Below are 24,101 nucleotides of genomic sequence, written 5' to 3' on the forward strand. Positions count from 1 at the left end.
AACTTGAAAAAGATTGATCATGGATTGATTTCTAATCAAAGGTCATTTGAACATCAAGTTGTTGAACTACAAATGTGAATTTCATAGCTGTATCAAGAATCCTCCGGCTAAATGACAATCCTCGGCCAGCAGCGTGGCCAGCCTTATGATGATATCGAAGAATAATCGGGAAACCAGATATTGTATATGCCTGAAGTCTAGCAGCCATTTTAAAAGCAGCCGAAGGAGGCACCCGAGTATCCAAATCCCCTGTAGAGAACATGACCGCCGGATACGCCGTGTTAGTCCTAACATTTTGATAAGGTGAGTATTTTCTAATCGCTTCGAACTGTTCCCGTATCTTCGAATTACCGTATTCCAAGAGGGCTGGAGCATTATTACTCATCGTGTACCACGGGAATCGCAAAATATCAACGTCAGGAAAGTCACATAAAACCGCTCGGAAGAGTTCGGGACGCTGAGTTAATGCAGCGCCGACCAAAAGACCACCATTACTTCCTCCCTGGATGACAAGTTTGTCAGGGTTGGTATAACCTTTATCTATAAGGAATTCAGCAGCTGAAATAAAATCATCAAACACGTGTTGCTTGTTCAACAACATGCCGTCACGATGCCAAGATTCCCCAAACTCACTTCCACCGCGAAGGGTGGCTAATGCGTAAACCCCTCCCAACTCTAACCACAATGCCACAGTGGGACTAAAACTCGGTTTACGAGCCACATAGAACCCACCATAACCGGACAGCCATGTGGGATTTTTCCCATTCAATTGCACATCTTTGTGATGCACAACCCACATTGGCACATGTGTGCCATCTTTAGAATTTCGCCAAACTTGTTCAACGACAATATTTTCAGGAGACCAGTCAATTTGGTGTTGATCCCAGATCATTCTTTCACCAGTGTCCAGATCAATTCTGTATGTTGTTTCCGGAGTAGTAAAGGATACAATAGTAACAAAAGCGTCTTTATCCTTTCCGGCTCTTATTGATGCGCGATGAAACTCCGGAACAAAAATTCCCCCGGAAAAAGTGCCGTCCTGTTCGAAAACTTTGATCTGATTACTGCCATTGTATAGATAAGTGACATAAAACTTGTCATCGATCTTTACAAAGTTTTCCATCACATTTTTATCCTCTGGGATTACCTCACGCCAATTTATTTTATCAGGATCGTCAAGATTAATTGCCAACAAACGATTCTTATCAGCCCTGTAGTTTGTACGTATATATAGTTCACCATCTATGAAACTTGTATAAAAACGGGCATTGATATCATCTACTATAGTTCTAATAGGCCCATTTTTTTCCATATCCTGAAAAAGAATATCCGATTTGGACCAACCGTACTGTACTGTAAAGATAAGATAGCGTCCCTCGTCGACCTGCTTAACATTAATAAATTGTTCCGGACCGTAACCTTCTCCAAAAATCAGCTTATCTTTGGCATGTTCTGTCCCCAACTCATGGTACATCACTCTAGGACCAATTTTTCGTGATCGCTTAACGTAATAGAAGCCTCTTTGATCATGGGAGAAAGATATAGTACTATATAAAAATCGTGGCAAGCTATCAGGTAAATCGACACCTGAATCCACATCTCGAACACGTATTCTTAATTCATCTTCTCCACCATCACGTTCGTTATATATCATAAGATTGCCCTTTTTATTAAAGGTGACAATAGAGAAACGTGTTGTGTTCTCAGGACTCATACCATGTGGATCCAGCACTATCTCGAAGTCTTCCGAAGGATTAATAGGCATCTTTCGTGTTTCTTCATCTTCAGGCAATGGTCTTCGGAAGATAATCGGCAAATCATCACCCTGACGGCGCATTGAAAAATATTCATAGTTCCCTGCTTCTTTAGGCAATGGAGTCACTGCAATATCCATAAGTTCTCGAAGCCTTTCTTCAACGTAATTACGATGAGGAGTATCACCAACAACCTCCTCAGCATATTTGTTCTGTTTATTTATCCAATTTTGAGTTTCAAGAGTCTTACGATCTTCCAGCCAATGATAGGGATCAGGAATTGATAGCCCATGCATTTCTTCAACAACATCATCGACTCGAGTTTCAGGCGGAAGAGGATAAGGAGAACATGAAACAATAAATGCCGCTAATATTACAGACAAAGATGTCCCTGCTTTATATAGCATGTCCAAATTCTCTGTCCTTACTTCAATACTATCGTAAGAAATAAAGCGTGCTGTCATCACTTTATACCGCGCAGATGTTCAACACTGCCTGTCATTTCCCACCGCATCATGGAGGCGGGTATGAGTCCTACCTGGTTTATTTCATCCATGAATCCTTTTAAAGTAAATGCTTCTCCTAACTCTATTGCCCGGTCGGTCATCAGCGATTCGATTTGGATCTTTCCTACAAGATAGGTTGTCCCATAAGAGGGTTGCTGCAGATACAGGTGCTGTTCAAAAACCACTGTCCTACCATCTTGTCTAAGCCAGTTTCTAGGTGTGTTTCTGGAAGTAAAGTCCACTGCCTGATTAATATCCCATTTGTTGGCGTGCATCATCAAATCACCCAACGCTCGTGCAGCCCGCTGAGCCAGAAGAATATGGAACAATTCTCGTGCCCGAGGGTGATGATCAAACAGCCCCGCGTGCATCATCATTTCTTCCATTCCAGTCGCCAGCCCTTCAGATCGGCTATCCCAGATGTTGTATAACAACGGGTTGCTTCTGATTGGGCTTGAATGAGGTTCATCACGCATACGTGCCAAATCGAACCAGTGGTAAAAATGGGTGCGCATGACCATTGGGTCGTGAAATATCACCTCAGAAAAAAATTCCCTGGGTTCAATAGGGCTGTAAGGACTGATTCGTTCCCTAAGGGCCTGGTCCATATAATCTTCCATGGAGACAATATCCCTATCTTCCAACAGAGAAATAAATTCTGTAACGGACGCATGCGTTTTTTTGTCATATTCTTCTTTACTTGTCATGGGAATCAAAGGGGGAAGATCTTGATTGCGGTGCTCTTCCAGTTTTAGAGAAGAGTGGGCCCGTACCAGCTCTCGGCGCATCATAGTCTCAATCTCTTTCCAGCTGTAAGGTACCAAGTGAACGTTTTTCAGATACCAGTTATAATTGTCGATTCCAATTCCTGATTTGCCTTGTTTGGAAGACAGTTTTGTTTCCAGCCAAGTGATAAAATCATCAGTGGCAATTTTTGCATCATTGATGGCTGCTGTTAATATTTCTGAGGTATCCATAGTTTTATCTAAAAGATCAGCCAATGTTCTGGACTGTGATTCCATTCGATGAATGCCGCCGCGCCACAGATCACGGGCGTTGCCTGTGAGATTGATCTTTGCCTGTACCAGAAATGGAGACACTGTTCGTAACCCTTGAGTAAGTTTTATTATATCGGCATCAGACAGGGGATAATCATATTCCCACAGTTCAACAAGGCCATGCGCGACAGATCCTTCATGGGCTGGTGTATCACTCTGGGAATCCCATATAATGCCATAAAAAGCAGGGCTCCTTTTCCACGGCTTGATCACCCTGTGGTCAAAATCCAGGCCATTCATTTCGGCCAGCACTAGATGATAATCAATGCGGTGGGGAATGGACCAGCCGGTGGTATCAAAATTAGCCAACCGGTTCTTGTATACAGGAAACTCATCATACTGCTTTTTCATCCGTTCATCACTGTAATCGGGGACTCCGTCTGTGAACAAATCTCCTTGAAAGGCACGCCAGTCATGGTATAGCTCCACAAGACTGGAATGACTGTTCATGATACTCACATCACTGCTCTTATTGCAGGATATGACGGTCCCCAGCATGAGCAGCATAATTTGGACAGCTATGATTTTTTTCATCATTTTTCCCTCTAAGATTATTGTATTTTGCTTAATTCAGCTTCGGCTGCCAAGAATCCATTCGCTTGCCAAGTTTCCTCAGCCACGATTTTCCTAAAAATTTCCAGGGCAGTCTTTCTGTCCCCATTCACCCAATGGAAGTTTGCCATGCCGTATCCAACAGTACACATTTCAAAATCCTTAGCTATATTATAATTGATTGTTTCTGACTCTGTTTTGGTACCGTTGTAGACAAGGATGCACTTATAGTAATTCCCTGAATACCCCATATCCTCTTTGATAGGCTCTACCACTTGTCTGGCTTCATTCGATCGGCCTAATCTTCTGAGACAATTGTGGACCCAGTTCACAGATGCAAGAAGAGATACATTGTCAGCAGAATAATCATAACTTTTTTGAAAAGCTGTCAACGCTTTTTCGAAATCCGCTTTAAGGTAGTAGGTCAAAGCAAGGTAATACCAAATGGCCCAGTTGAGGTTTTCCGTGTACTTCAGATTTTCAGCCTTCACAAAGGTGTGGCGCCTGGCTGTCAGCTCCAGATCGGCAGTGGCACTGTCCAGTTTTCTAAGAGTAATGTACCGCTGCCCCCGTCGTCTCAAAATTTCCGGCGATTCAGGACTGAGCAACAGACATTGTGTGTAAACTTCTACGGCTTCTCTGTACCGCCTTAACCCTTCAAGCACCGATCCTTTCTCCATGAGAGTGGAGAGGTTGTTCGGTTCCGCCGACAGCCTGGTTTCTATTCCCATCAAGAGACTGTCACCGCCGTTGTCAGAATAGAGTTCTGCTCCAAGCATTGAGACTGTTTCCAGCCGCCTCGAATCAGGCGATTGAGTACAAGCAAGAAAAATGCTCAACAACACCAAAAGGTTAAACCGGGATACTTTTCTGGCAATATCAGTCATTGAAAAGTGCACCAAACTCAATTCTGAGGAACAGGAGGAGGACCATCAGGTATCATTGCCTTGTAGACCTTATCCCCTTTTCTTTCCTTGAACTCAGCTTTTATCTCTTTAACAAGCTGAGGATTTTCAAAGAGATCCACCATGGTCATGCTAAGAGATTTGGCTGCAAAAAGCATCCCCTTGTGACCGATTGACATACCAGTGCAGGCCACAACCGCCCAGGAGTGCCACGGCACATCTTTAGGGGCGGCGGTAACGCGGGCACGTACAACAGGAATGATCTGACTCACATCGCCTACATCCGTTGATCCACCCTGCGCTGGCAAGGTTTCTCGCAAGGGTTCGATATCTGCGTCCATTCCATCTTCCGGTTTGTCTGTTTCCCGCTGGATCGTCTTGGCATACTTAAGTTCATCCTTTGAGTAGTCGATGGGACCCAACAGCTCCATATTTTTCAGTAAAGCCGCTGCTCCTGTTCGGTTGGGTTGAATCTCATATATTCCTGAGATCAGTTCAATAGAATAATCCACTTCAGCCATCATGGCTGCACCTTCAGCAATTTTCTTTACCCGTTCATATACCACGTTCAGGTTTCCCCTGTCATTCTCCCGAACTCGCGTCCAGATCTGCGCATGTTCAGGTACAACATTGACAACATCGCCGGCAGTTTCAATATGATAATGAATTCTTGCAGTTGGTCGTATATGCTCTCTGTAATAGTTCATGCCGGTGGTATAGAGTTCCAAGCCATCAACTGCACTAAACCCATTCCAAGGGTCCGCCGAGGCATGAGCCGCCTTTCCATAAAACTTTACTCTGAAGTCCACCAGCGCTTTACTGCTTTGAGTACTGGCTTCCAGATTATCACCGGGGTGCCAATCCATGCAGACATCCAGATCATCGAAAAGGCCCGCCCTAGCCATATAAGTCTTCCCAAATATTGTCTCCTCTGCAGGGGTGCCAATAAAGACAACAGTCCCTTTCAGTTTTTTCTTTTCCATAAGCTCCTTAATGGCAATGGCGGCGCCCAGACTGCCTGTACCGAAAAGATTGTGACCACAACCGTGCCCTGGTGCGCCTGTAATCCGTGCTTCCTTTGTGGGCTGTGCTTTTTGAGAGATCCCGGCGTTGGCATCAAACTCTCCAAGAATACCAATGCGGGGTTTCCCTGATCCGTAAGTAGCTACAAAGGCAGTGGGCATCCCAGCCACGCCCCGCTCAACTTTGAATCCATTTTTCTCAGCATAATCAGAAAGTGCCCTGGAAGATTGATGCTCCACCAACGCCAATTCTGCATAAGACCAGATATTGTCACTGATGCCGGTTAGTTCTTTTTTATGTTTTTCGACAGAAGCCACAACAGCTTTTTTGTTGGCAGTCCATTTGACCTTACCCTTAACCGGGGCAGCAATCAATAACGCTACCAACAACAAAAATAATCGAGAAAGTGAATGATGAATTGGAAAGGATTTATTTGTCATCTTGTAGACTCCTGTTATTGAGTTTAACGATATGTAGTTCAATTTTGCTCTCACCCTTTACGGCCTACAGTGATTCCATACCCTGTATGCCTGCTTGAAAATATACGTTGCGATGCCCAAACTGTCATGAGGCCGTTTAAACCCCATCTCCTGTAAACGGTTTTTGCGATATTCCATTGACCCTTCCACCCTAAATTCTTTTTTGATGATCTTATCCAGACAGGGATCAATGCAGATCTGTCGATACTTTCACAATTCACCAGTCCCGCTTGTCTGAACAGGTCCGCCCAACTTTCCAGTGTCTCCGGTTTTTCACCTTCTATCTCCTCAAGCCTGATCTTCATTTTTTCAGGAGTGTCATCCTGCCAACATATGTCATGTATGCCAACATAGCCGCCGGGCTTTGTTACACGCACCATTTCGGCAATAGCCCGCTCTTTGTCCAGTACACAGGTAGTACATTCAGAGATAACCACATCGAATCTGTTCTCATCAAAAAGCAGATCGTGCGCATCTCCCACCCGAAAATCGATTCGGAAACCCCGTGCCCTAGCCTTCTCAGTGGCATGTTGAACCAGAGCTTCTGAAGCATCGATCCCCGTAATGGTACAGCCGTACTTTTCCGCCAGAAAACAGGCACTCTCCCCCGTACCGGAAGCCACATCCAGCAAAAGGGTGTTTTCATTCACGCAGCACAATTCAGCCAGTTCTTCGGTGACAACCATACCGCCGGGATGAAGGGATTCAACATCAATAATACCGCTTTCAACAAGATTTTCCAGAGACGGCTTTTCCGGATCAGTCATATTGTCTTAGAAAGAATAATCCGTTTATAAAGATTGGCTTAAGATTGCGCAAACCCTCCCTCATAGTGGGTGATGTACTCGTTCCCCGGTGCTCAGGTCAGCAGGTAACGTGCAGCACAGCGTTAGCATCGGTATCAGTCTCCATAAGATAACGGCACGCCTCCACTGTTTTCATCATCTTCAGTTCTACATTTTTCTTTTCAGCCGCCCGGACCACCTCATCGGTGACCGGTAGACTGCCATAGAAACCTGTGCCGATGACCAGTTCTTCACACTCCCACGGAATATTTTCATCAGGACCCAGAGGAGTGTGGCCGTACTGGGACCGGAGGTGCTTGCTGTTTTTCTTCAGCCGTTTTACGACGGACTTCCTATCTACAACCACGTCGTGAGGATAGAGCTGATCGTCAACAGTAATCTGACCGAATGTGTCATAATGCAGATTCATTGAGAGCTACCTCTAACAAGTATAACCTTTTCAGGCCAACTGTTAAAAGACTTCTCTCTTATACGGGAGACACGGCCGCAATGCGTTTCAGCACGGGCGGATGGCTGTAAGAAAGGAAAACAGTGAGCGGATGAGGCGTCAGGTGAGAAAGGTTGCTGATGGCAAGGCCTTTCAGCATACTCACCAGCGCCTCGTGGTTCCGTGTCGTTTCTAAAGCATAGCCGTCAGCCTGGAACTCATTCCGGCGGCTCAGGGCCGTGGTAAAGATGGATGTCACCAGACTCACCGGTGCATAGAGCATAGCGAAAAAGACCATCCCGGCATGAACAGAGACCTGATTTACACCAAAGACAGCGAAGAGAGCAGAATCGCTCATGATGAGGTTAAAGATAAAGAGCATGATACCCATCTGAAGCACGCCGAGCGTTGTGCCCATGATGATATGTTTTTTCTTGAAGTGTCCCACCTCGTGGGCCACAACGGAAACGATCTCCTCCGTAGTGTGCTTTTCCAGAAGAGTGTCAAAAAGGGCCACCCGCTTGCTCTTCCCCAGGCCACTGAAGTAGGCGTTGGAGTGGGCTGACCGGCGACTTCCATCCATGACGTCGATGCGGGCGATGGGGAAGTTCACCTTTTCCGAATAAGCCTCGATGGCAGAACGGAGTTCCCCCGCTTCCAGAGGCGTGAATTTGTTGAACATGGGAGCAATGACGTGAACAAACAGGGGCTGAACGGCCACGGTAAATAGGGTCACTGCTATCCAGGCGATCCACCAGCCGCTGGCCCCGAAGACGTCAAAGAAATAGAGGATAGGCGCCACGACAGCACTACCCAAAACGGCGGTGAGAAGATATCCTTTCAGTTTATCTATGATATAAGTCTTCGGCGTGGTTCGGTTGAAGTCAAATTTTTCTTCAATAACAAAGGTGCTGTAAAGAGAAAAAGGAATATTGATGAGATCGATTATAATAAAAATGATACCGAAAAAGAGGAGCCCCGCCAGGAGGGGCTGGGTGGTTTGAGCCCGGACAAAACCATCCAGAAAACCGAATAGACCAATATGGATCACAATGAGCAACAGCAGCAAACTAAATGTGCCGGAAACAAGGCCAAACCGGGTCCTGGCTCTCAGGTAGGCCTGGGACCGGGCATATTGTTCAGAATCGTAAACACCTTTGAATTCTTCTGGCACCTCATCGGTGATACTATTCATGTTAAGGACAGCGCTGACGGTGGAGAGCAGGTATTCCCCCACTAGGGCGCTGATGATGATGAGATAATAGATCAGTTCCATAGAACAGGATCGAACAAACTGTTAGGACAATTCAGTATACGCTGTCACAGGAGGGCAAGTGCAGACCAGGTTCCGGTCGCCATAGGCGTTGTCTACGCGAGCGGCGGCGGGCCAAAATTTCCTCTGCTTTAATCCGGGCACCGGATAGGCTGCCTTTCCCCTGGAGTAGGGGTGGCTCCAATCGTCGTCAGTCACCATCTGGACGGTGTGAGGGGCGTTTTTCAAGGGGTTGTCTTCTTTGTCCAGCTTACCTGATTCAATGTCGCTGATCTCTCGGCGGATGGTGATCATGGCTTCCACAAATCGATCCAGCTCCGCCTTAGATTCACTCTCCGTCGGTTCCACCATCATGGTGCCGGGGACGGGCCAGCTCATGGTTGGGGCGTGAAAACCGAAATCCATGAGGCGCTTGGCCACATCCTCTTCCGTGATGTTGGCGCTCCTGCGAAAGGGCCTCAGGTCCAGAATAAATTCATGGGCTACCAGTCCGTTGGCACCCCGGTACAGAACAGGGTAATACTCCTCCAGCCCTTTGGCAATGTAATTGGCGTTGAGGATGGCAGTTTCCGTGGATCGGGTCAACCCTTCAGCCCCTAACAGGGCCATGTAGGCATAAGAGATGGTAAGGATGGAAGCGCTGCCGTAAGGAGATGCCGACACCGAGCCGATGGCTTTATCACCGCCACATTCTACCACCGGATGCCCTGGCAGGAACGGTGCCAACTCTTCGGTAACGCCAATGGGGCCCATTCCCGGTCCGCCACCGCCATGTGGAATGGCAAATGTCTTGTGGAGGTTCAAGTGACACACATCGGCACCGAGATCGGCCGGGCGACTGAGCCCTATCATGGCGTTCATGTTAGCACCATCCAGATAAACCAGCCCACCATGAGCGTGAATGACGTCGCAAATTTCTTTGATCCCCTCCTCGAAAACGCCATGAGTGGACGGGTAGGTAATCATGCAGGCGGCCAGCTTATCTCCAGCCTCTTCGGCCTTGGTAGTAAGGTCTGTTTTGTCGATGTTGCCACTGTCATCACAATTCACCACGATCACGTCCATACCAACCATAATGGCGCTGGCGGGGTTGGTCCCGTGGGCCGAGGAAGGAATGAGGCAGACTTTTCTTTGGTCATTGCCATTATCCTGGTGAGCAGCCCGAATCACCAGGAGCCCCGTGTATTCCCCTTGGGCGCCGGAGTTGGGCTGAAAAGAAATATCGTAATAGCCGGTGGCAGCACAAAGCCAGTTTGTAAGATCGCCTATGAGGGATGCATAACCCCTGGCGTCTTCAGCCGGGGCAAAAGGGTGCAAGTTGGCAAAACCGGGCTGCGACAGCGACTCCATCTGTGCGGTGGCGTTGAGCTTCATGGTGCACGACCCCAGGGGGATCATACCGTCCACTAGAGAAAAATCTTTGGTCTCCAAATGGCGGATGTACCTCAGCAGTTCCGTTTCCGTATGATAGCTGTTAAACACCGGATGATCCATGTAAGATGATTTCCGAGTCAGATCACCGGGGAGGGGAGCAGGCTCCGTTTCCGTGAGCGACGCCCCGAAGCATTCCAGCAAATCGACGACATCTACTCCCGTTGTGGTCTCATCTACCGAGACGGCCACGGACCCGTCATCGAATTCCCTGATGGAAATCCCCTTCTTTGTGGTCTTTGCCTCCCACCCTTTTTTCGGCACAAACCGGACGGTATCAAAAAACGGTCTGTCTGTCACCTCAAGACCGGCCTTTTTCAAGGAATGGAAAAGGATTCCGGCATTTTTGTGAATTTTTTCAGCAATCTGTTTCAGTCCCTCGGGACCGTGGTAGACAGCATACATGCTGGCCATAACAGCCAGGAGCACCTGGGAAGTGCAGATGTTGGAGGTGGCCTTGTCTCTCCGGATATGCTGCTCCCGTGTCTGGAGGGCCATCCGGAGAGAGCGGTTTCCCCGGGCGTCCACCGTAACACCGATAATCCTGCCGGGCATGAGCCGTTTGAAATTTTCTGAAGTTGCAAAGAATGCGGCGTGAGGCCCGCCGTAACCTAAAGGCACGCCAAATCGCTGGCTGTTCCCTACGGCGGCGTGGACGCCGAACTCTCCCGGCGGTTTCAGAAGAGTTAACGCCATAAGGTCTGTGGCGGCACAGACAAAGACGCCGGCCTCGTGGGCTGACTTACAGAGATCGCTGACATGGTGGATGGCGCCGGAGGTGTCGGGGTACTGTATGAGGGCCCCAAAAACAGTTTCATCAAAACTGAAGTCACTGTGGGGTAAAACTTTTACTTCAACGTTTTGTGGTTCGGCCCGGCTCTTAATGACTGCCACAGTCTGGGGATGGCAATTGTCCGACACCAGAAAAACAGACCCTTTATTATGGGCACGGTGGAACATGGTCATAGCCTCTGCGGCGGCGGTGGCTTCATCCAGAAGAGAAGCGTTGGCCAAAGGCAGACCGGTGAGATCGCTGACGCAGGTCTGATAGTTCAGGAGCGCCTCCAGCCGCCCCTGGGAGATCTCCGCCTGATAAGGTGTGTAAGCTGTATACCAAGCAGGATTTTCCAGAATGTTTCTCCGGATCACCGGCGGCGTGGTAGAATTATAGTAGCCCTGACCAATGTAGCATTTTCCTGGACGGTTTTCCCTAGCAATTTGAGCCAATAATTCCAATACCTCGGTCTCTGATAGGGGGCTTGGATCAGTAAGTTTGTTTTTCCATCGGATGGATTGAGGTAAAACTTGTTCAATAAATTTTTCTCTATTCTCAAATCCCAGTACCGCCAGCATTTCAGCTGCTTCGTTATTACTGGAGCCTAGATGTCTTGTTTGGAAAGTTGTCATACTGTAATCAATAAATCATTTTAAGATATTACCAGGAAAGCTGCCGACAGAAAATTAACAACGAAATCGCCGATACTGGACTAATTAATAAACTATCGATCCAAATTGTTTGCTGGTTGGTTAAGATAAATAATGTTCTGACTCCCTGAGTTTGCAGTAACAATGTCTGGGTAGTTATCCCCATTAAGATCTCCTACGGACACCCCATAGGTTACATTTTCAATTGAGCCGAATTCATATTGATTAAAGTTTGTTCCATTACTCAAAAAATAGTGATTTATTCCCCCTGCATTACCAACCACAATATCAATGTCACCATCTAGGTCAAGGTCGCCCAAGTCTATAGAATAGGTCGCATCTAATTCACTCCCAAAACTTCGGGATTTCAAAAATTCTCCTTTCGAATTGCCGTAATAGACAACATTCTTCTGTCCAATATTTGCGGTTACAATATCCATATGCCCATCCCCATTCATGTCACTGATTGCCAAATCCCGTGTTTCATCTTTACCTGTTCCATATGTTCCATGATTAATAAACTTAGGACCAAAATATATTTTATTGGGCTGGGCGTTTCGGTTAGCCAGGATCAAATCTTGGTGGCCATCCCTATTCATGTCTGCCGAAGCAATAGCAATAGTCGCTTCATCAGCCAACCCAAAAGGTTGTGAAGAACTAAACTCTCCTTTCCTATTGTTCAAATAGATGAAATTTTGAGAGCGGCGGTTCGCTACAGCTATATCAACAAAATTGTCACTGTTCAAATCTGCCAGGCATAAACCTCGTGTATTTGATTCAGAATATCCAAAATAGTGATCAAACACCATGTGCCCTTTACCGTCATTCTTGAAAACCATGTTCTGAATGCGATCATTGCCCACCACCACATCCAAATCACCATCATTGTCCAGATCGGCGATTGGTACTACATAAGTGGTGTTTAATTCCTCACCCAGTCGAACGGCTCTACGAAAAAAACCCCGGCCGGTGTTATAGAAAATATAGTTTTGTTCGGCCCAGTGCCGCCCGTTCCCGATTAAAATGTCCAGATCACCGTCCCCATCCAAATCGCCAACAGTCGCAGATGCTGTTAAACTTTCATCAGTTCCCAAGTAGCCATATAGATGAGGTTTAAAGACTCTCGTCTGTGCTGGTAAAAGATTATAACCCAAACAAAAGAAAAAAAATAACCTTAAGACCAATCCTACAACCGTTCCGGTTATCTTAATAGTGTGCCTATGCATAATTCCGTTTATTCAATCACCAATTGAGATAGATGGTTGAGAAGATAGCAGCTCTATGGCCAGGCAGAAATTTGAACCTGTCTATATTGGAGATAAATAGAAAGTCTTGTGGTTATTGATTTTAATTATTTTTTACAATAGTACCATTCACCATCACAAAATTTACGGATCTAAATTTTTTAATATCGTCATCCGGATTTCCATCAACAGCAATAATATCAGCAAAATAGCCTTCTTTTATCTGACCTAGCTCGTGGTTTTTTCGAAGCAACTTGGCACCCATTACTGTGGCAGAATGGATCACATCCATGGGTGACATTCCATACTCGACCATGAGTTCCATTTCGCGCCAACCTTCTCCATGAGGCATGGAACCAATATCCGTACCAAATGCAATTTTTACTCCCTTATCCATGGCAAGCTTAAAGGATTTTTTATGTTCGGCTACAATACGATTATGAAATCGAATATCCGCTTCACTTGCGTCTTCATCTGGGAAATAAACAGTCATAGTCGGGCACCAAAATGTTCCGTTTTGGACCATAAGTTCCACTGTTTTGTCATCCAGAAACAATCCGTGCTCAAGACTGTGAACGCCACCTTTTACAGCATGATATGCGCCGGTACCACCATAGGCGTGGGCGGCCACATCCATATTCCACCTGCGCGCTTCATTCACCATAATCTCAACTTCTTCTGTGCTTAGCTGAGATAGGGGTTCCAAGGTTTCTCGATTGATATGCCTCAATGTCCCTGTGGCATATATTTTTATAAAGTCCACTCCAGATTTACGCTGATCACGAATCGCAGCGACCATATCATCAGAATTATCGGCAATGATGGCTAACTGTTCGACTTTCTTATCTATAGATGGTCGCAAACCGGTAAGATTCATGTGCCCGCCGGTGATGCTGATGGCCCAGCCAGATACAAATATCCGGGGCCCAACAAACATACCTTCGTTAATTGCATCACGGACAGCGATGTCCGCCATATCTGCACCCTCATTATCAACATCTCTTATCGTAGTAAAACCTGAATTCAGTATTCGTTTAGCCGCTTTATAGGCTTCCATGGTGCGGTAAGTATTTGTTTTATAAAGAACTGGTGGATTACTACTATAATCAGGGGTTAAGCAGATGTGTGTGTGACCATCAATTAGTCCTGGCAACACTGTCTTGTCGCTCAAATCAATAACGGTGGCTGAATTAGATTTTAGTGTTTTCCCGACTTTGATAATCCGGTTTCCCTCCACCAGAATATCTACATTTTTTTTGCTCGATTTCTTGTGTGTATCAATGAGCCGACCAGCACGGATCAAGGTTTGCTGTGCCTGAATAGGAAAAACAGACACCAACAAACAAAGAATGAAGCCAATTGTTTTTAGTTTTTTCATGGTTACGCTTCTTATTATAGGATTCATTAGTATAGTACCCAATTATGCATGTGTATTATTGAAATGTAATTTCCCCTAAGAATTATATTTTGATCTACTTGCTATTATTGTGATACAACCACTTTGTTCCGGAGAACTCCAACACCTTCCAATTCAATTTCTACAATGTCATTAGGTTTCATCGGTTTTGTTGATCCAGGCGTTCCTGTAAAAATGAGATCCCCTGGGTGGAGGGTAACGTAACGGCTGATGTAACTAACAATTGTTTCAACATTGTAAACCAGGTCTTTCGTGCGCTCTGACTGCCGTAAGTCACCGTTTAAGCGTGTTTGGAGCAGTAGGTCATTATAATTTAATCCTGTGACAATTGCAGGCCCTACTGGACCAAATGTATCTGAAGCTTTTGCTCTCAACCACTGCAAATCAGCTTGTTGCCACTTCCGCTCGCTCACGTCGTTCCCAGCTGTGACGCCAAATATGTAGTTAGGTGCTTCAGACACAGAAATATTTTTCGCTTTCTTTCCAATCACAATTACCAGTTCACCTTCATAATGCAAGTCTGTGGCGTCTGAAGGCATTATAATGCTTTCTTCATGCCCAATGATTGAGGAAGGGTACTTGGCAAAAAGACCGGGATACTCAGGTACTGGCCTGTTACCAATATGGCTGCGATAGTTTAGGCCCACAGCGATGACCTTTGACGGTTTACAGGGTGCTAGAAGGTGAACTTCGGAGAGTTTTAGGGTTTTTCCACTAGGAGTCGACGCAGAGAAAATATCCCCGTCCAACTCTCGTACAGTTTCTCCTTCCAGGATTCCGTAGGATTCTTGACCTTGATATGTATATCGAACGTACTTAGTAGTTTCGGATCCGAGTAAGGCAGAAGATATGGCTATAAGTAATGTAATGAATAACCGTTTTTTGTTCATTGTTTCCTCTTATTTAGTGATGTAAAAAAAGTATACAACATAACTACCAGCTATCCACCAACTTGATATAATGTGTTTGCCTTTTTCATCCTGACCATCCTTCCATCACTTTCCATGTGGAGATTGAGAATTAGGTTGAACAGCATAATGTTGAAATGAAAATAGGTTACACAGATTATGTTAACTCTTTGCTGCAATTCTCGTCGTCGTTTCTTGGATTATTTACATATTTTGTGACAGGATATGTATGTATAAGATTTGAAAGGGGTGATGCAAAGACATCTTTTCCTCCTAACCAATCTCTAATTTCCAAATCTTCAAGTAAAACTGGCATTCTGTGATGTACGTGTGAAAGTTTTGAACAAGCTTCTGTTGTAACAATCAAACAACCTTCTGAATTATATAGTCCTGCAAAATGAAATACCTGTCCATTTAAATGATGGTAAAAGGGTGTTTTACTCTGAGCCTCCTTCTTCCATTCATACCAGCCATCAGCAACAATCACACATCTTTTGGCTTCTCTAAATGATGGTTTTTCTTTCAATGTTTCCGAACGAGCATTAATCAAGTTCATTGGCTTTTTAGCCCACGATGGTGAATAACACCATTTCAGCATTTGTGGTTTATCAATGACAGCGAGAATTTCTTGAGAAGGTGCAATGTTATATCTTGGTTTCACATCCAAGTTATAGCTTTCTTTGACATAGTCAGTATTTGTGAGAGAGTACCTACCACACATTTAATATATTACTCAATAATGTATGAACCTCTCTCATCATGACCATCCCCTCATCATTTCCCGGGTAGAGATTTGGGTTGAAAAACATAATGGGACTGCCACCCAGCGTAGCAACTTGTTAATCATGTTCATCCTCAGGTCCTACCCAAAAGTGGGGATTATGAGCAACCTCCCATAGGTAACCATCTGGATCTTTGAAGTAACCAGAATAACCCCCCCCAAATACTTTTTGTGGTGTTTTAACTAGTATTGCTCCCACTGATACTGAGTGCTCAATTATTTGATCTACCTCAGATTCCGATGCAACATTATGAGACAAAGTGAAACCGTTAAATCCACTTCCCTCCGGTGAGACAGTTGCATCTTCGGCAAGAGATTCACGTATGTACAAACTTAACCAACTACCATTAAGCGTAAAAAAAGCAATTTCTGGTGAAGACTCCATTCTGGGAAAGCCTAAACCTTCTTTGTAGAACTTGATTGATTTATCCAGATCACTTACGCCCAAAGTAATCATGCTTATTCTTGGCTTCATGTAATCTCCTGAATTGTGTTTCATAAATACATACTACTATAGCGTAAATCGATTATTGTATATGCTTAATCCACGGATCATCGGTTTTTTTCAGCCACATTTTTAATTCAGCATATAGATCATCAATTATATCCTGCCTCTGATCGCTGATATTCCTGAGTTGATACATATCAGAACGATTATCGTAAAGTTCAATTTGATCAGTTTCGCCTTCAATTCTACTCATCATGAACGTATACCGGTGTGTTCTTATTCCCCTTCTACCCATATCTTTATTACCAGGTGGTGAATAAATGTAAAGTTGCGAGGACGGCCGTTCACCTTCCCCCGTCAAAAATATTGGTGAATAATCAGTACCACCTATATCATTTGATATCTCTTCAGTTAAACCTAACAGACCAAGCAGACTGGGGAAAACATCCGGAGTAGAAATTAAGAGATTATCCTGCCTAGCGCTTATTTTCCCTGGCCAGCGAATGATAAGTGGTATACGCATTGATTCTTCGTAATGGTTGTTCTTAGATATTTGGTCGTGTATACCCAAGCAGTTCCCATGGTCTGAAGAAAAAAGAACAATCGTATTGTCCTCTAATCCCGTTTCTTCCAAAACAGTGAGGATTCGACCGAATTGTTCATCCACGCCAGTTATCATGGCATAATAATTTCGAATATGTTTTCTATAATAATCTCCCCACTTGGTCCCTTCTGCTGGGATATTAGGTCTTTGAATTAAGTCCTCCAGAGGAATATCTGCATAAATAGCTTTGTATCGGTCTTTCACTGCAGCATAAGGCATATGGGGCGGATTCATAGATACCATCAAAGCAAAAGGCTGACTCGGATCTCTATAGTTCTTCTTTTCATTTTTTATGTATTTGATAGCAAGATCCGTTTCATGTTCAGGACCCCATTGATTGACATAATTAAAGGAATTTCTGTTCGCACTTGTGGTCCAATACATGGGTTTGTTATGCTGATCATAAGTACCATAGGCATACCAATAATCAAATCCATGCCGCCGAGACGGTGGCGTCCACTCATTCCATTTAACTTTGCCAGCATTGTTTGAAGTATTGATATAAGGTTCATAGGGGCTATCTAAATGCCATTTACCTATGTAGCCCATACTATAGCCTTGGTTTTTAAGGATATCAGACCAGGTTTGGGCAGCTTCTTCCAATTCATAACCAAATGGCGCTGTTATGGTATTACAATTACCCCATACTCCATGGCCTTGAGGATATTGCCCTGTCATGAGGCTGGCCCTGGTTGGACTACATATGGGATAATTACTCACCGCTTCAGTGAGAACTAAACTTTGGGAAGCAAATTGATCTATATATGGTGTTTGAACAGGTTCCTGCTCAACAAATCCCATGGCCTGACCCCGCATTTGATCAGGATAAACAATGATTAAGTTAGTTTTGGTGCTTTTAGGCGGTTGAGCAGCTACAACACTCAGTAAAAAAATCAGGTGGGTTAAAAAAATTGGTTTCATGAGTCTTGAGAAATAAGTCTGTGCAAATATTTTATTTTTATCAATTGATCAGAATTTATGGGTGACCGAGCAGGTATTTCTCCACTTCTTGTAATACCGGGAAAAATTCCACCAGGCCCAAAAAGTGTTCTTCTGCATTGCAGCAAATATTTCCCGTTGATATTCAATTGACTGCTCAGGACTCATGCGGTATTAAGTAAAATAAATATAATGATAAATGTTTTTCTCCTCTCATCCTCCCCAGGCTTAAGCTAAAAGAATTTTGTTGCTTATATCTCATCAACATTTGTTTCCATGTCAGAATAATCATCACTGGATATCATAACTAACCCACCCATACTATGAGTTAATATTATAAGTAGTCATTCTATAGCTATTAATCTTTTATTATCCTTAATTCAGGATCATATCGGCAGCTTTCTCGGCTATCATGATGGTGGGAGCATTGGTATTGCCGCGAATTACATTGGGCATTACCGATGCATCAACTACCCGTAATCCCGTAAGGCCATGCACCCTTAGCTCTGAATCAACCACTGCCATGTCATCTATACCCATTTTACAGGTACTGGTGGGATGGTAAAGGGTTTCTCCGGTTTCCCGAATAAAATCTTCGATAGCGCTATCATCGGTCAGGGGTTTCTCCGGAATATAATAACCGGATCGATAAGGTTTGAAGGCCTCAGTTAACCCAATTTGCTCTGTGACCTTATATCCCCAAATAGATCTTTTTACGTCATCGTCAGTACTTAGGTAATTGTGGTCAATGATGGGGTTAGCCTGGAAATCAGAGGATGACAATCTAACTGTTCCCTTACTGGTGGGGTTCAGTAATTCACCTCCAATAGAAAACCCGTTGCCTTTTTCAGGGTTGTTAAAACCATGTTCTACGTAATAAGCGGGTCCAAAGTGGAATTGGGTGTCAACCGCAGGTTGGTCCGGGGAAGACTGGATAAACCCACCTGCTTCGCCAATATTACTGCTGAATGGTCCTTTTTTGAACAGCAGGTAGGTTAACAGGTTTTTGAATACCACGGGGAAGTTCTCAGCCGAATCAAGAGACCCCTTATAGCTCGAATTGAAAATTGTGAAATACACCATATGGTCCTGGAGGTTCTTTCCCACTCCAGGAAGATGTTTAGATACCGGTATCCCATGCTTTTGTAATTCTTCTCCATCACCAATGCCAGATAACATCAGGATCTGGGGGCTATTATAGGCTCCTGCACTCAGGATTACTTCTTTATTAACGTCTACTTGGACTGCTTGTCCGTTTTGGTGGTATATCACTCCGGTCACCCGATCGTTTTCCATCACGATACGCTCTACCTGGGCATTGACCACAATAGTTAAGTTTTTGCGGTCAGCAGCCGGGTGCAGGTAAGCCACAGCCGTACTGCAGCGAGCACCGTTTTTTTGGGTTACCTGGTAATAACCAAATCCCTCTTGCTTGGCCCCATTAAAATCCGGATTGAGCTCATATCCTAATTCCTGAGCTGCTTTAACAAAAATCTCTGAAAGCGGGTTGGTGTAATTGCGGTTGGTCACATTCAGTGGACCCCCCTCACCATGGTATTCATTTTGGATCACTTCCTGGTTTTCTGCTTTTTTGAAGTATGGAAGAACCTTATCGTAGGACCATCCTTCGTTGCCCATGGAATTCCATTCGTCATAATCCTGTCGATTCCCACGGATATAAATCATGGCATTTATGCTGCTGGAACCCCCCAGGGTTTTTCCGCGGGGTAGATACAGTTCCCGTTCATTCATGGTTGCCTGGGGCGTCGTCATATAACCGTAGTCAAATTCAGTTTTGAAAAGTTTCGGGAAACCAGCAGGAATATGAATATCCTGCTTTTTATCATCACGACCGGCTTCCAAGATCAATACGCTATTTTGACCATCGGCACTCAGTCTGTTGGCCAGAACACAGCCGGCAGACCCTGCACCAATAATCACAAAATCATAACTTTCTTTCATAAACGAGCCTTTCAGTTAACCCCTTCATTAACTTCTTAATGCCATAAAATAATACCCAACTATATCTCTCCCTCTTGCATCCTGACCATACCCCTATCACTTTCTAGATTGAGGTTGGGAAAGTCGTTGAGAAAGCTGATGTGAAAGCATAATGGGAAAACTACCTCTCCGGAGCCAAACTAAGGAGAGATAGCGGTAAAGTCAATTAGCTGGAGAACATGAAGCTTGGTATGCCTTTAAACAAAATACCCCGCTAATAAGTGAGGGGTTGATGTTGCGATATCTATTATAATTATCTACTATACGTCATATGTTAATAAAATAAAGATACAATGAAAGATAAAATAAACGCTCTTGTTGCAATAGGAAACACTCCCCTTGTCCGATTAGAAAAAATTGTTCCCAAGGACTCAGCTGAAGTTTGGCTAAAACTTGAGGGAGGAAATCCCACTGGATCATACAAAGATCGTATGGCATTATCTGTTCTAACGCGTGCCGTTGAAAGAGGAGATGTAGCTCCCGGGGATACTGTCATCGAATACACAGGTGGGAGCACTGGGACAGCTTTGGCCTTTATCTCAGCTGTTCTTGGCCTAAAATTCATTGCGGTCTTTTCTGATGCATTTTCAAAAAGCAAACAACAAGCAATGGAAGCTTTTGGTGCCGAGGTACTGGTTGAAAAAAGTGAGGATGGTACTATCACTCCAGATTTAATCCAACGAATGAAAAACCGGGCTTATGAGCTTGCGAAAAAACCTAAAACATACTATGCCGACCAATTTGGTTCGCTGGACGTTCGAATTGGATATATACCCTTAGGTATAGAAATTGCCAAGAGGCTTGATGGAGAACTTGATATTTTTTGTGCTGCAGTAGGAACTGGAGCTGCTTTGATGGGAACTTTTGACGGACTAGTAAAATCAAATGTACAAGCAGAAATAATTGCGTTTGAACCTTTGCAATCCCCTTTCCTTACAACTGGAAAAGGTGGTCCACATCGAGTTGAAGGCATTGGTGTTGGGTTTGAACCACCGTTTCTAGACCGCTCTAAGCTAAAAGAAATACGAGCGATTGATCAGGAGCAAGCTTTCAAGATGTGTCAGCTCCTTGCTAAAGAAGAAGGTATTTTCGGTGGAGCATCTACTGGATTGAATGTAGTAGCGGCAATCAAGCTTGCAAAAGAGATTGGACCAGGTAAACGAATAGTCACATTAAATTGTGATAATGGAGTCAAATATCTGGGTAGCCATATTTACAATTAAATTACATTACCAAACAGGTTATGAGCCGCTTTGGTATTCTTCTATGTACTTATCCTGAGCGACCACTAAGTGTTTAACTAAGCGTCAACAAAATCATCTAGCATTATTGGTTGAAAGCTAAATGAAATAATATCATTTTCTATCGAATTTCCAATTTTTCCAATTGAGACTCCATACAAATCAATCACATTAAGAAATGTAGCTATCCCATAAGTAGACTGCAAAGTACTTCATCCAGTTATTCATTGACTTTATCCCTCTTAGATTGCCTGTGGCTATTTATTTAGATTTAATCGAGTAAACAGAAAATCAAATCTGGAAGAAATAATCAAGTTTTAAGAATAACGAATTTGATTGTGAATTGTCCCAGACTTTGTCTTCAAAAGAATAATAGCCGTTATTATTCAGGTTATAGACAGCATAGATAAGGCTCCCCGGTGAATACTCCCATCGAAATACAAAGGTGCCAACATGATTGTTGATCCGAAAATCTTTATCTTCGTTATATTGATAAGGGAAAACATTTAGCGATTTTTCTTCCACCAGTCGATTGTAATCCACATAATCCATCTCAACCTTAAATGGCTGATAATAAACTTCAAAAGTCATTTTTGGAGAGAATGCAATATTCAACCGCAATTCAGTATTTAATGCCTCTCGTTGTGTATTGGCATAAATAATATTTACTCCGCTTTGATCTTCAACAATACCAACCCATTGCATGGACCCTGGATAATTTTCTTTAGACGTGTTCACCGACAAATTAATATTATCCGTGGGTCGCAGTTTGAGCTCCAGTGCATAACGAGTCCCCATTCCTCGGATTGATCCTCGATTAAAATCAACCCTGGGTCTCACGATAAATTTTTTCCGTCGATCCGTTCGAAACCAAATATTAAAGGATTGCCAGGCTTCATCCTTAATAATCACCGCACGTGAATCTCGATAAAGGTCATCATCTTCAAATACTTCCGGATTGTATTCAATTTGCCAACCCAGCCCCCAATAATTTGAGAAATCATTGTCTTGTTCAATTTCGATGTTTTGTCGAGTAATTAATCCATCACCTAAGCCACCCAGACTCAGTTTTAGATTGATAGACTGTTTAAGAAAAATACTTTTAGGATAATCCCGTCGAATTGATCCCCGCAAGCCTGCATGCCAGTTATTATTTCGTTGCTGATATCCCATATCATTCACATTAAAGTTTTTATCGGTAAAGCTACCCCAGGAACTGAGCTCCCACCATACGGGATCACGATAGCTCAGAATGAAACGGCCACCATAACCTGCTTTATCAGAAGTAATAGAATTGGCTGCTTGACCTGTAAATGATAACTTATTTTCCATTAATTTTAAACTCCAGTCAAAATTCAGAACGCTGGCTTTATCTGATTCACCTTGACGGCGCAGGTCTGTTCCCATAATTCCAATGGTTGATAGCTCATTTATCACAGGTTTTTCAACCCGACCCACAAAGTAATTGGTGTAAGGTTCCAGTAAAAAGTTGTCTTTCTCATTTTTTCCATTAACCTCATACTCACGCGTACCATATTCACGATTTGTGACTGCATCGATAATACCATAGCGCAATCCTGATGAAGTTTCTCCCAAGATTTTCGCAGCACCAAGAATTGTGGTCTCATTGGGCCGATCTATAATGGTACCTGAATCAGGTGCATAATAATCTGGTCTCCTACCGATTCGCCGCGAGTTAAATAGATTAAGCCTGCTTTTAAAGAAATTTGCTCCCTGAACAAAAAATGGACGCCGTTCATCCAATCGTGTTTCAAAGGCCGATAGGTTGAGCACGGACGGGTCAGCTTGAACTTGACCAAAATCAGGGTTAAAGGTCACATTCAGGGTAGTATTGGAATTAAGGTTATAACGAGTATCTAAACCAATATTCTCAATACTCTCAGTAGCATCTTTCTTCGTTTTTCCTGATAAAAGGTAGGGCACAAGTTCAATATTTCTTGGTTGAGGAATATCCTCAATGCCTTTTAAAACACCAAAATGGGGGACGATGCCCCGAACACCTTTTGCTCTTCCAGGCCAATTAATTTCTTCCTGGTTATTATAGTAACCCCTTTGAAAAGTAGCGCCCCACTCCTGAATACGCTCCTTGCTGTATTGAAACACATTGAATGGTACCCTGATCTCCGCAGACCACCCTAGCTGATGCAGAGCAACCTTACTATCCCAAACTGCATTCCATGTTCCATCAAATCCGTCATAACCATCTCCCGATATAGCTACATCCACCTGAACCTCGGCTGCATTTACCGCGAACCAGTATCCTGTTTTGTCATCATTTCTTGAATCAATTCCAAAACCAACCCAATCCGAATTAAATTCAAATCCCTCTTCCCAATCATCACGGCGAGCCATCCGGGCCATTATTTTTTCAGGATTAGGATCAAAATTATCAAAGGCAACGTAGAGATATTCATCATCGTACAATACGCGGAACTCTGTCCGAACTGTTGGAGCTTCTAAATTGTATGGCTCGAACTGGAGAAATTCATCCACTAGAATCGCTTTCTCCCAGGCTGCATCATCGATGCGACCATCTATTTCCGGTGGATCTTCCGTACGCGTCGCTATGGCAGCTTTATATTTCAATTTGGTGTAATCTTCTATATCTCCTTTATTATAGGAATCATGCCCAAAAGCAACAGAGACAAAACAGAATATTAATATGAATTGATTCATTCGAGATTTCATATGTATCCCTTCTGAGACAATATGATCTAGCTGTTTGGACATCAATAGAACTAATAAGGTTGATAAAGGACCGCTGAACCGGGTTATTTACGCCGAAATTCCGCCAAGAGTAAAGTATTTTATTACTAAAAAAGTAAGTCCCTTTTCCCAATAATTGAAAATATAAACTC

The 24,101-nt window shown here is 43.9% G+C and carries 17 protein-coding genes; 1 reads left to right on the forward strand and 16 read right to left on the reverse strand.

Going from position 1 to position 24,101, the window contains the following annotated elements; genetic code table 11:
* Positions 1-31 precede the first annotated feature (31 nt).
* The 15 genes from EYO21_03710 to EYO21_03780 form a co-directional block, all read right to left on the reverse strand.
* Positions 32-2,218 (reverse strand): S9 family peptidase, encoded by a 2,187-nt coding sequence (locus EYO21_03710; protein ID HIB02917.1) that lies wholly within the window; start codon positions 2,216-2,218, stop codon positions 32-34.
* Positions 2,218-3,855 carry a DUF885 family protein gene (locus EYO21_03715; protein ID HIB02918.1) on the reverse strand — a complete coding sequence of 546 codons (1,638 nt, stop codon included), beginning with the start codon at positions 3,853-3,855 and terminating at the stop codon, positions 2,218-2,220. The genes EYO21_03710 and EYO21_03715 overlap by 1 nt, the downstream gene beginning before the upstream one ends.
* Positions 3,856-3,869: 14 nt before the next feature.
* Positions 3,870-4,757 (reverse strand): tetratricopeptide repeat protein, encoded by an 888-nt coding sequence (locus tag EYO21_03720; GenBank protein ID HIB02919.1) that lies wholly within the window; start codon positions 4,755-4,757, stop codon positions 3,870-3,872.
* Positions 4,758-4,774: 17 nt separating this feature from the next.
* Positions 4,775-6,238, reverse strand: a complete 1,464-nt coding sequence (locus EYO21_03725) for an amidohydrolase (GenBank protein HIB02920.1) — start codon at positions 6,236-6,238, stop codon at positions 4,775-4,777.
* 50 nt (positions 6,239-6,288) lie between these two features.
* Positions 6,289-7,044 (reverse strand): class I SAM-dependent methyltransferase, encoded by a 756-nt coding sequence (locus EYO21_03730; protein HIB02921.1) that lies wholly within the window; start codon positions 7,042-7,044, stop codon positions 6,289-6,291.
* Positions 7,045-7,141: 97 nt separating this feature from the next.
* Positions 7,142-7,486: a hypothetical protein gene (locus EYO21_03735; protein ID HIB02922.1), complete on the reverse strand. Its 345-nt coding sequence runs from the start codon at positions 7,484-7,486 to the stop codon at positions 7,142-7,144.
* Positions 7,487-7,550: 64 nt separating this feature from the next.
* Positions 7,551-8,786, reverse strand: coding sequence for a M48 family peptidase (locus EYO21_03740; GenBank protein ID HIB02923.1), 1,236 nt, complete (start codon positions 8,784-8,786; stop codon positions 7,551-7,553).
* Positions 8,787-8,807: 21 nt separating this feature from the next.
* Positions 8,808-11,621, reverse strand: coding sequence for an aminomethyl-transferring glycine dehydrogenase (gene gcvP / locus EYO21_03745; GenBank protein HIB02924.1), 2,814 nt, complete (start codon positions 11,619-11,621; stop codon positions 8,808-8,810).
* Between the two features lie 92 nt (positions 11,622-11,713).
* Positions 11,714-12,865 carry a VCBS repeat-containing protein gene (locus EYO21_03750; GenBank protein HIB02925.1) on the reverse strand — a complete coding sequence of 384 codons (1,152 nt, stop codon included), beginning with the start codon at positions 12,863-12,865 and terminating at the stop codon, positions 11,714-11,716.
* A gap of 121 nt (positions 12,866-12,986) precedes the next feature.
* A complete protein-coding gene (locus EYO21_03755; protein ID HIB02926.1) occupies positions 12,987-14,288 on the reverse strand; it encodes an amidohydrolase family protein in 1,302 nt (433 codons plus the stop codon).
* A 77-nt stretch (positions 14,289-14,365) separates the two neighbouring features.
* Positions 14,366-15,190 (reverse strand): FAA hydrolase family protein, encoded by an 825-nt coding sequence (locus EYO21_03760; GenBank protein HIB02927.1) that lies wholly within the window; start codon positions 15,188-15,190, stop codon positions 14,366-14,368.
* A gap of 175 nt (positions 15,191-15,365) precedes the next feature.
* On the reverse strand, positions 15,366-15,929 hold the full coding sequence (locus EYO21_03765; GenBank protein HIB02928.1) for an SOS response-associated peptidase: 564 nt from the start codon (positions 15,927-15,929) through the stop codon (positions 15,366-15,368).
* A gap of 118 nt (positions 15,930-16,047) precedes the next feature.
* On the reverse strand, positions 16,048-16,464 hold the full coding sequence (locus EYO21_03770) for a VOC family protein (GenBank protein HIB02929.1): 417 nt from the start codon (positions 16,462-16,464) through the stop codon (positions 16,048-16,050).
* Between the two features lie 52 nt (positions 16,465-16,516).
* Entirely contained in the window at positions 16,517-17,962 is a 1,446-nt protein-coding gene (locus tag EYO21_03775; GenBank protein ID HIB02930.1) for a DUF229 domain-containing protein, read from the reverse strand.
* A gap of 393 nt (positions 17,963-18,355) precedes the next feature.
* Positions 18,356-19,942: an FAD-dependent oxidoreductase gene (locus tag EYO21_03780; GenBank protein ID HIB02931.1), complete on the reverse strand. Its 1,587-nt coding sequence runs from the start codon at positions 19,940-19,942 to the stop codon at positions 18,356-18,358.
* A gap of 332 nt (positions 19,943-20,274) precedes the next feature.
* On the opposite strand from EYO21_03780, the gene EYO21_03785 reads away from it, so the two are divergent.
* Complete coding sequence (locus tag EYO21_03785) at positions 20,275-21,204, forward strand: cysteine synthase family protein (protein ID HIB02932.1); 930 nt, start codon at positions 20,275-20,277, stop codon at positions 21,202-21,204.
* A 309-nt stretch (positions 21,205-21,513) separates the two neighbouring features.
* Here EYO21_03785 and EYO21_03790 read toward each other — a convergent pair whose 3' ends face one another.
* Complete coding sequence (locus tag EYO21_03790; protein ID HIB02933.1) at positions 21,514-23,973, reverse strand: hypothetical protein; 2,460 nt, start codon at positions 23,971-23,973, stop codon at positions 21,514-21,516.
* Positions 23,974-24,101: the final 128 nt, after the last annotated feature.

It is taken from the genome of Candidatus Neomarinimicrobiota bacterium (assembly GCA_012964825.1).
Classification (GTDB): Bacteria; Fidelibacterota; Marinisomatia; order Marinisomatales; family S15-B10; genus UBA2125.

Bases quoted from the DNA above. Each gene is read 5' to 3' on its own strand.
- EYO21_03775 (HIB02930.1), bottom strand. From the start codon at position 17,962: ATGAAACCAATTTTTTTAACCCACCTGATTTTTTTACTGAGTGTTGTA.
- EYO21_03765 (HIB02928.1), bottom strand. From the start codon at position 15,929: ATGTGTGGTAGGTACTCTCTCACAAATACTGACTATGTCAAAGAAAGC.
- EYO21_03790 (HIB02933.1), bottom strand. From the start codon at position 23,973: ATGTCCAAACAGCTAGATCATATTGTCTCAGAAGGGATACATATGAAA.
- EYO21_03770 (HIB02929.1), bottom strand. From the start codon at position 16,464: ATGAAGCCAAGAATAAGCATGATTACTTTGGGCGTAAGTGATCTGGAT.
- EYO21_03760 (HIB02927.1), bottom strand. From the start codon at position 15,190: ATGAACAAAAAACGGTTATTCATTACATTACTTATAGCCATATCTTCT.
- EYO21_03785 (HIB02932.1), top strand. From the start codon at position 20,275: ATGAAAGATAAAATAAACGCTCTTGTTGCAATAGGAAACACTCCCCTT.
- EYO21_03780 (HIB02931.1), bottom strand. From the start codon at position 19,942: ATGAAAGAAAGTTATGATTTTGTGATTATTGGTGCAGGGTCTGCCGGC.
- EYO21_03720 (HIB02919.1), bottom strand. From the start codon at position 4,757: ATGACTGATATTGCCAGAAAAGTATCCCGGTTTAACCTTTTGGTGTTG.
- EYO21_03740 (HIB02923.1), bottom strand. From the start codon at position 8,786: ATGGAACTGATCTATTATCTCATCATCATCAGCGCCCTAGTGGGGGAA.
- EYO21_03725 (HIB02920.1), bottom strand. From the start codon at position 6,238: ATGACAAATAAATCCTTTCCAATTCATCATTCACTTTCTCGATTATTT.
- EYO21_03710 (HIB02917.1), bottom strand. From the start codon at position 2,218: ATGACAGCACGCTTTATTTCTTACGATAGTATTGAAGTAAGGACAGAG.
- EYO21_03730 (HIB02921.1), bottom strand. From the start codon at position 7,044: ATGACTGATCCGGAAAAGCCGTCTCTGGAAAATCTTGTTGAAAGCGGT.
- EYO21_03715 (HIB02918.1), bottom strand. From the start codon at position 3,855: ATGATGAAAAAAATCATAGCTGTCCAAATTATGCTGCTCATGCTGGGG.
- EYO21_03750 (HIB02925.1), bottom strand. From the start codon at position 12,865: ATGCATAGGCACACTATTAAGATAACCGGAACGGTTGTAGGATTGGTC.
- gcvP (HIB02924.1), bottom strand. From the start codon at position 11,621: ATGACAACTTTCCAAACAAGACATCTAGGCTCCAGTAATAACGAAGCA.
- EYO21_03755 (HIB02926.1), bottom strand. From the start codon at position 14,288: ATGAATCCTATAATAAGAAGCGTAACCATGAAAAAACTAAAAACAATT.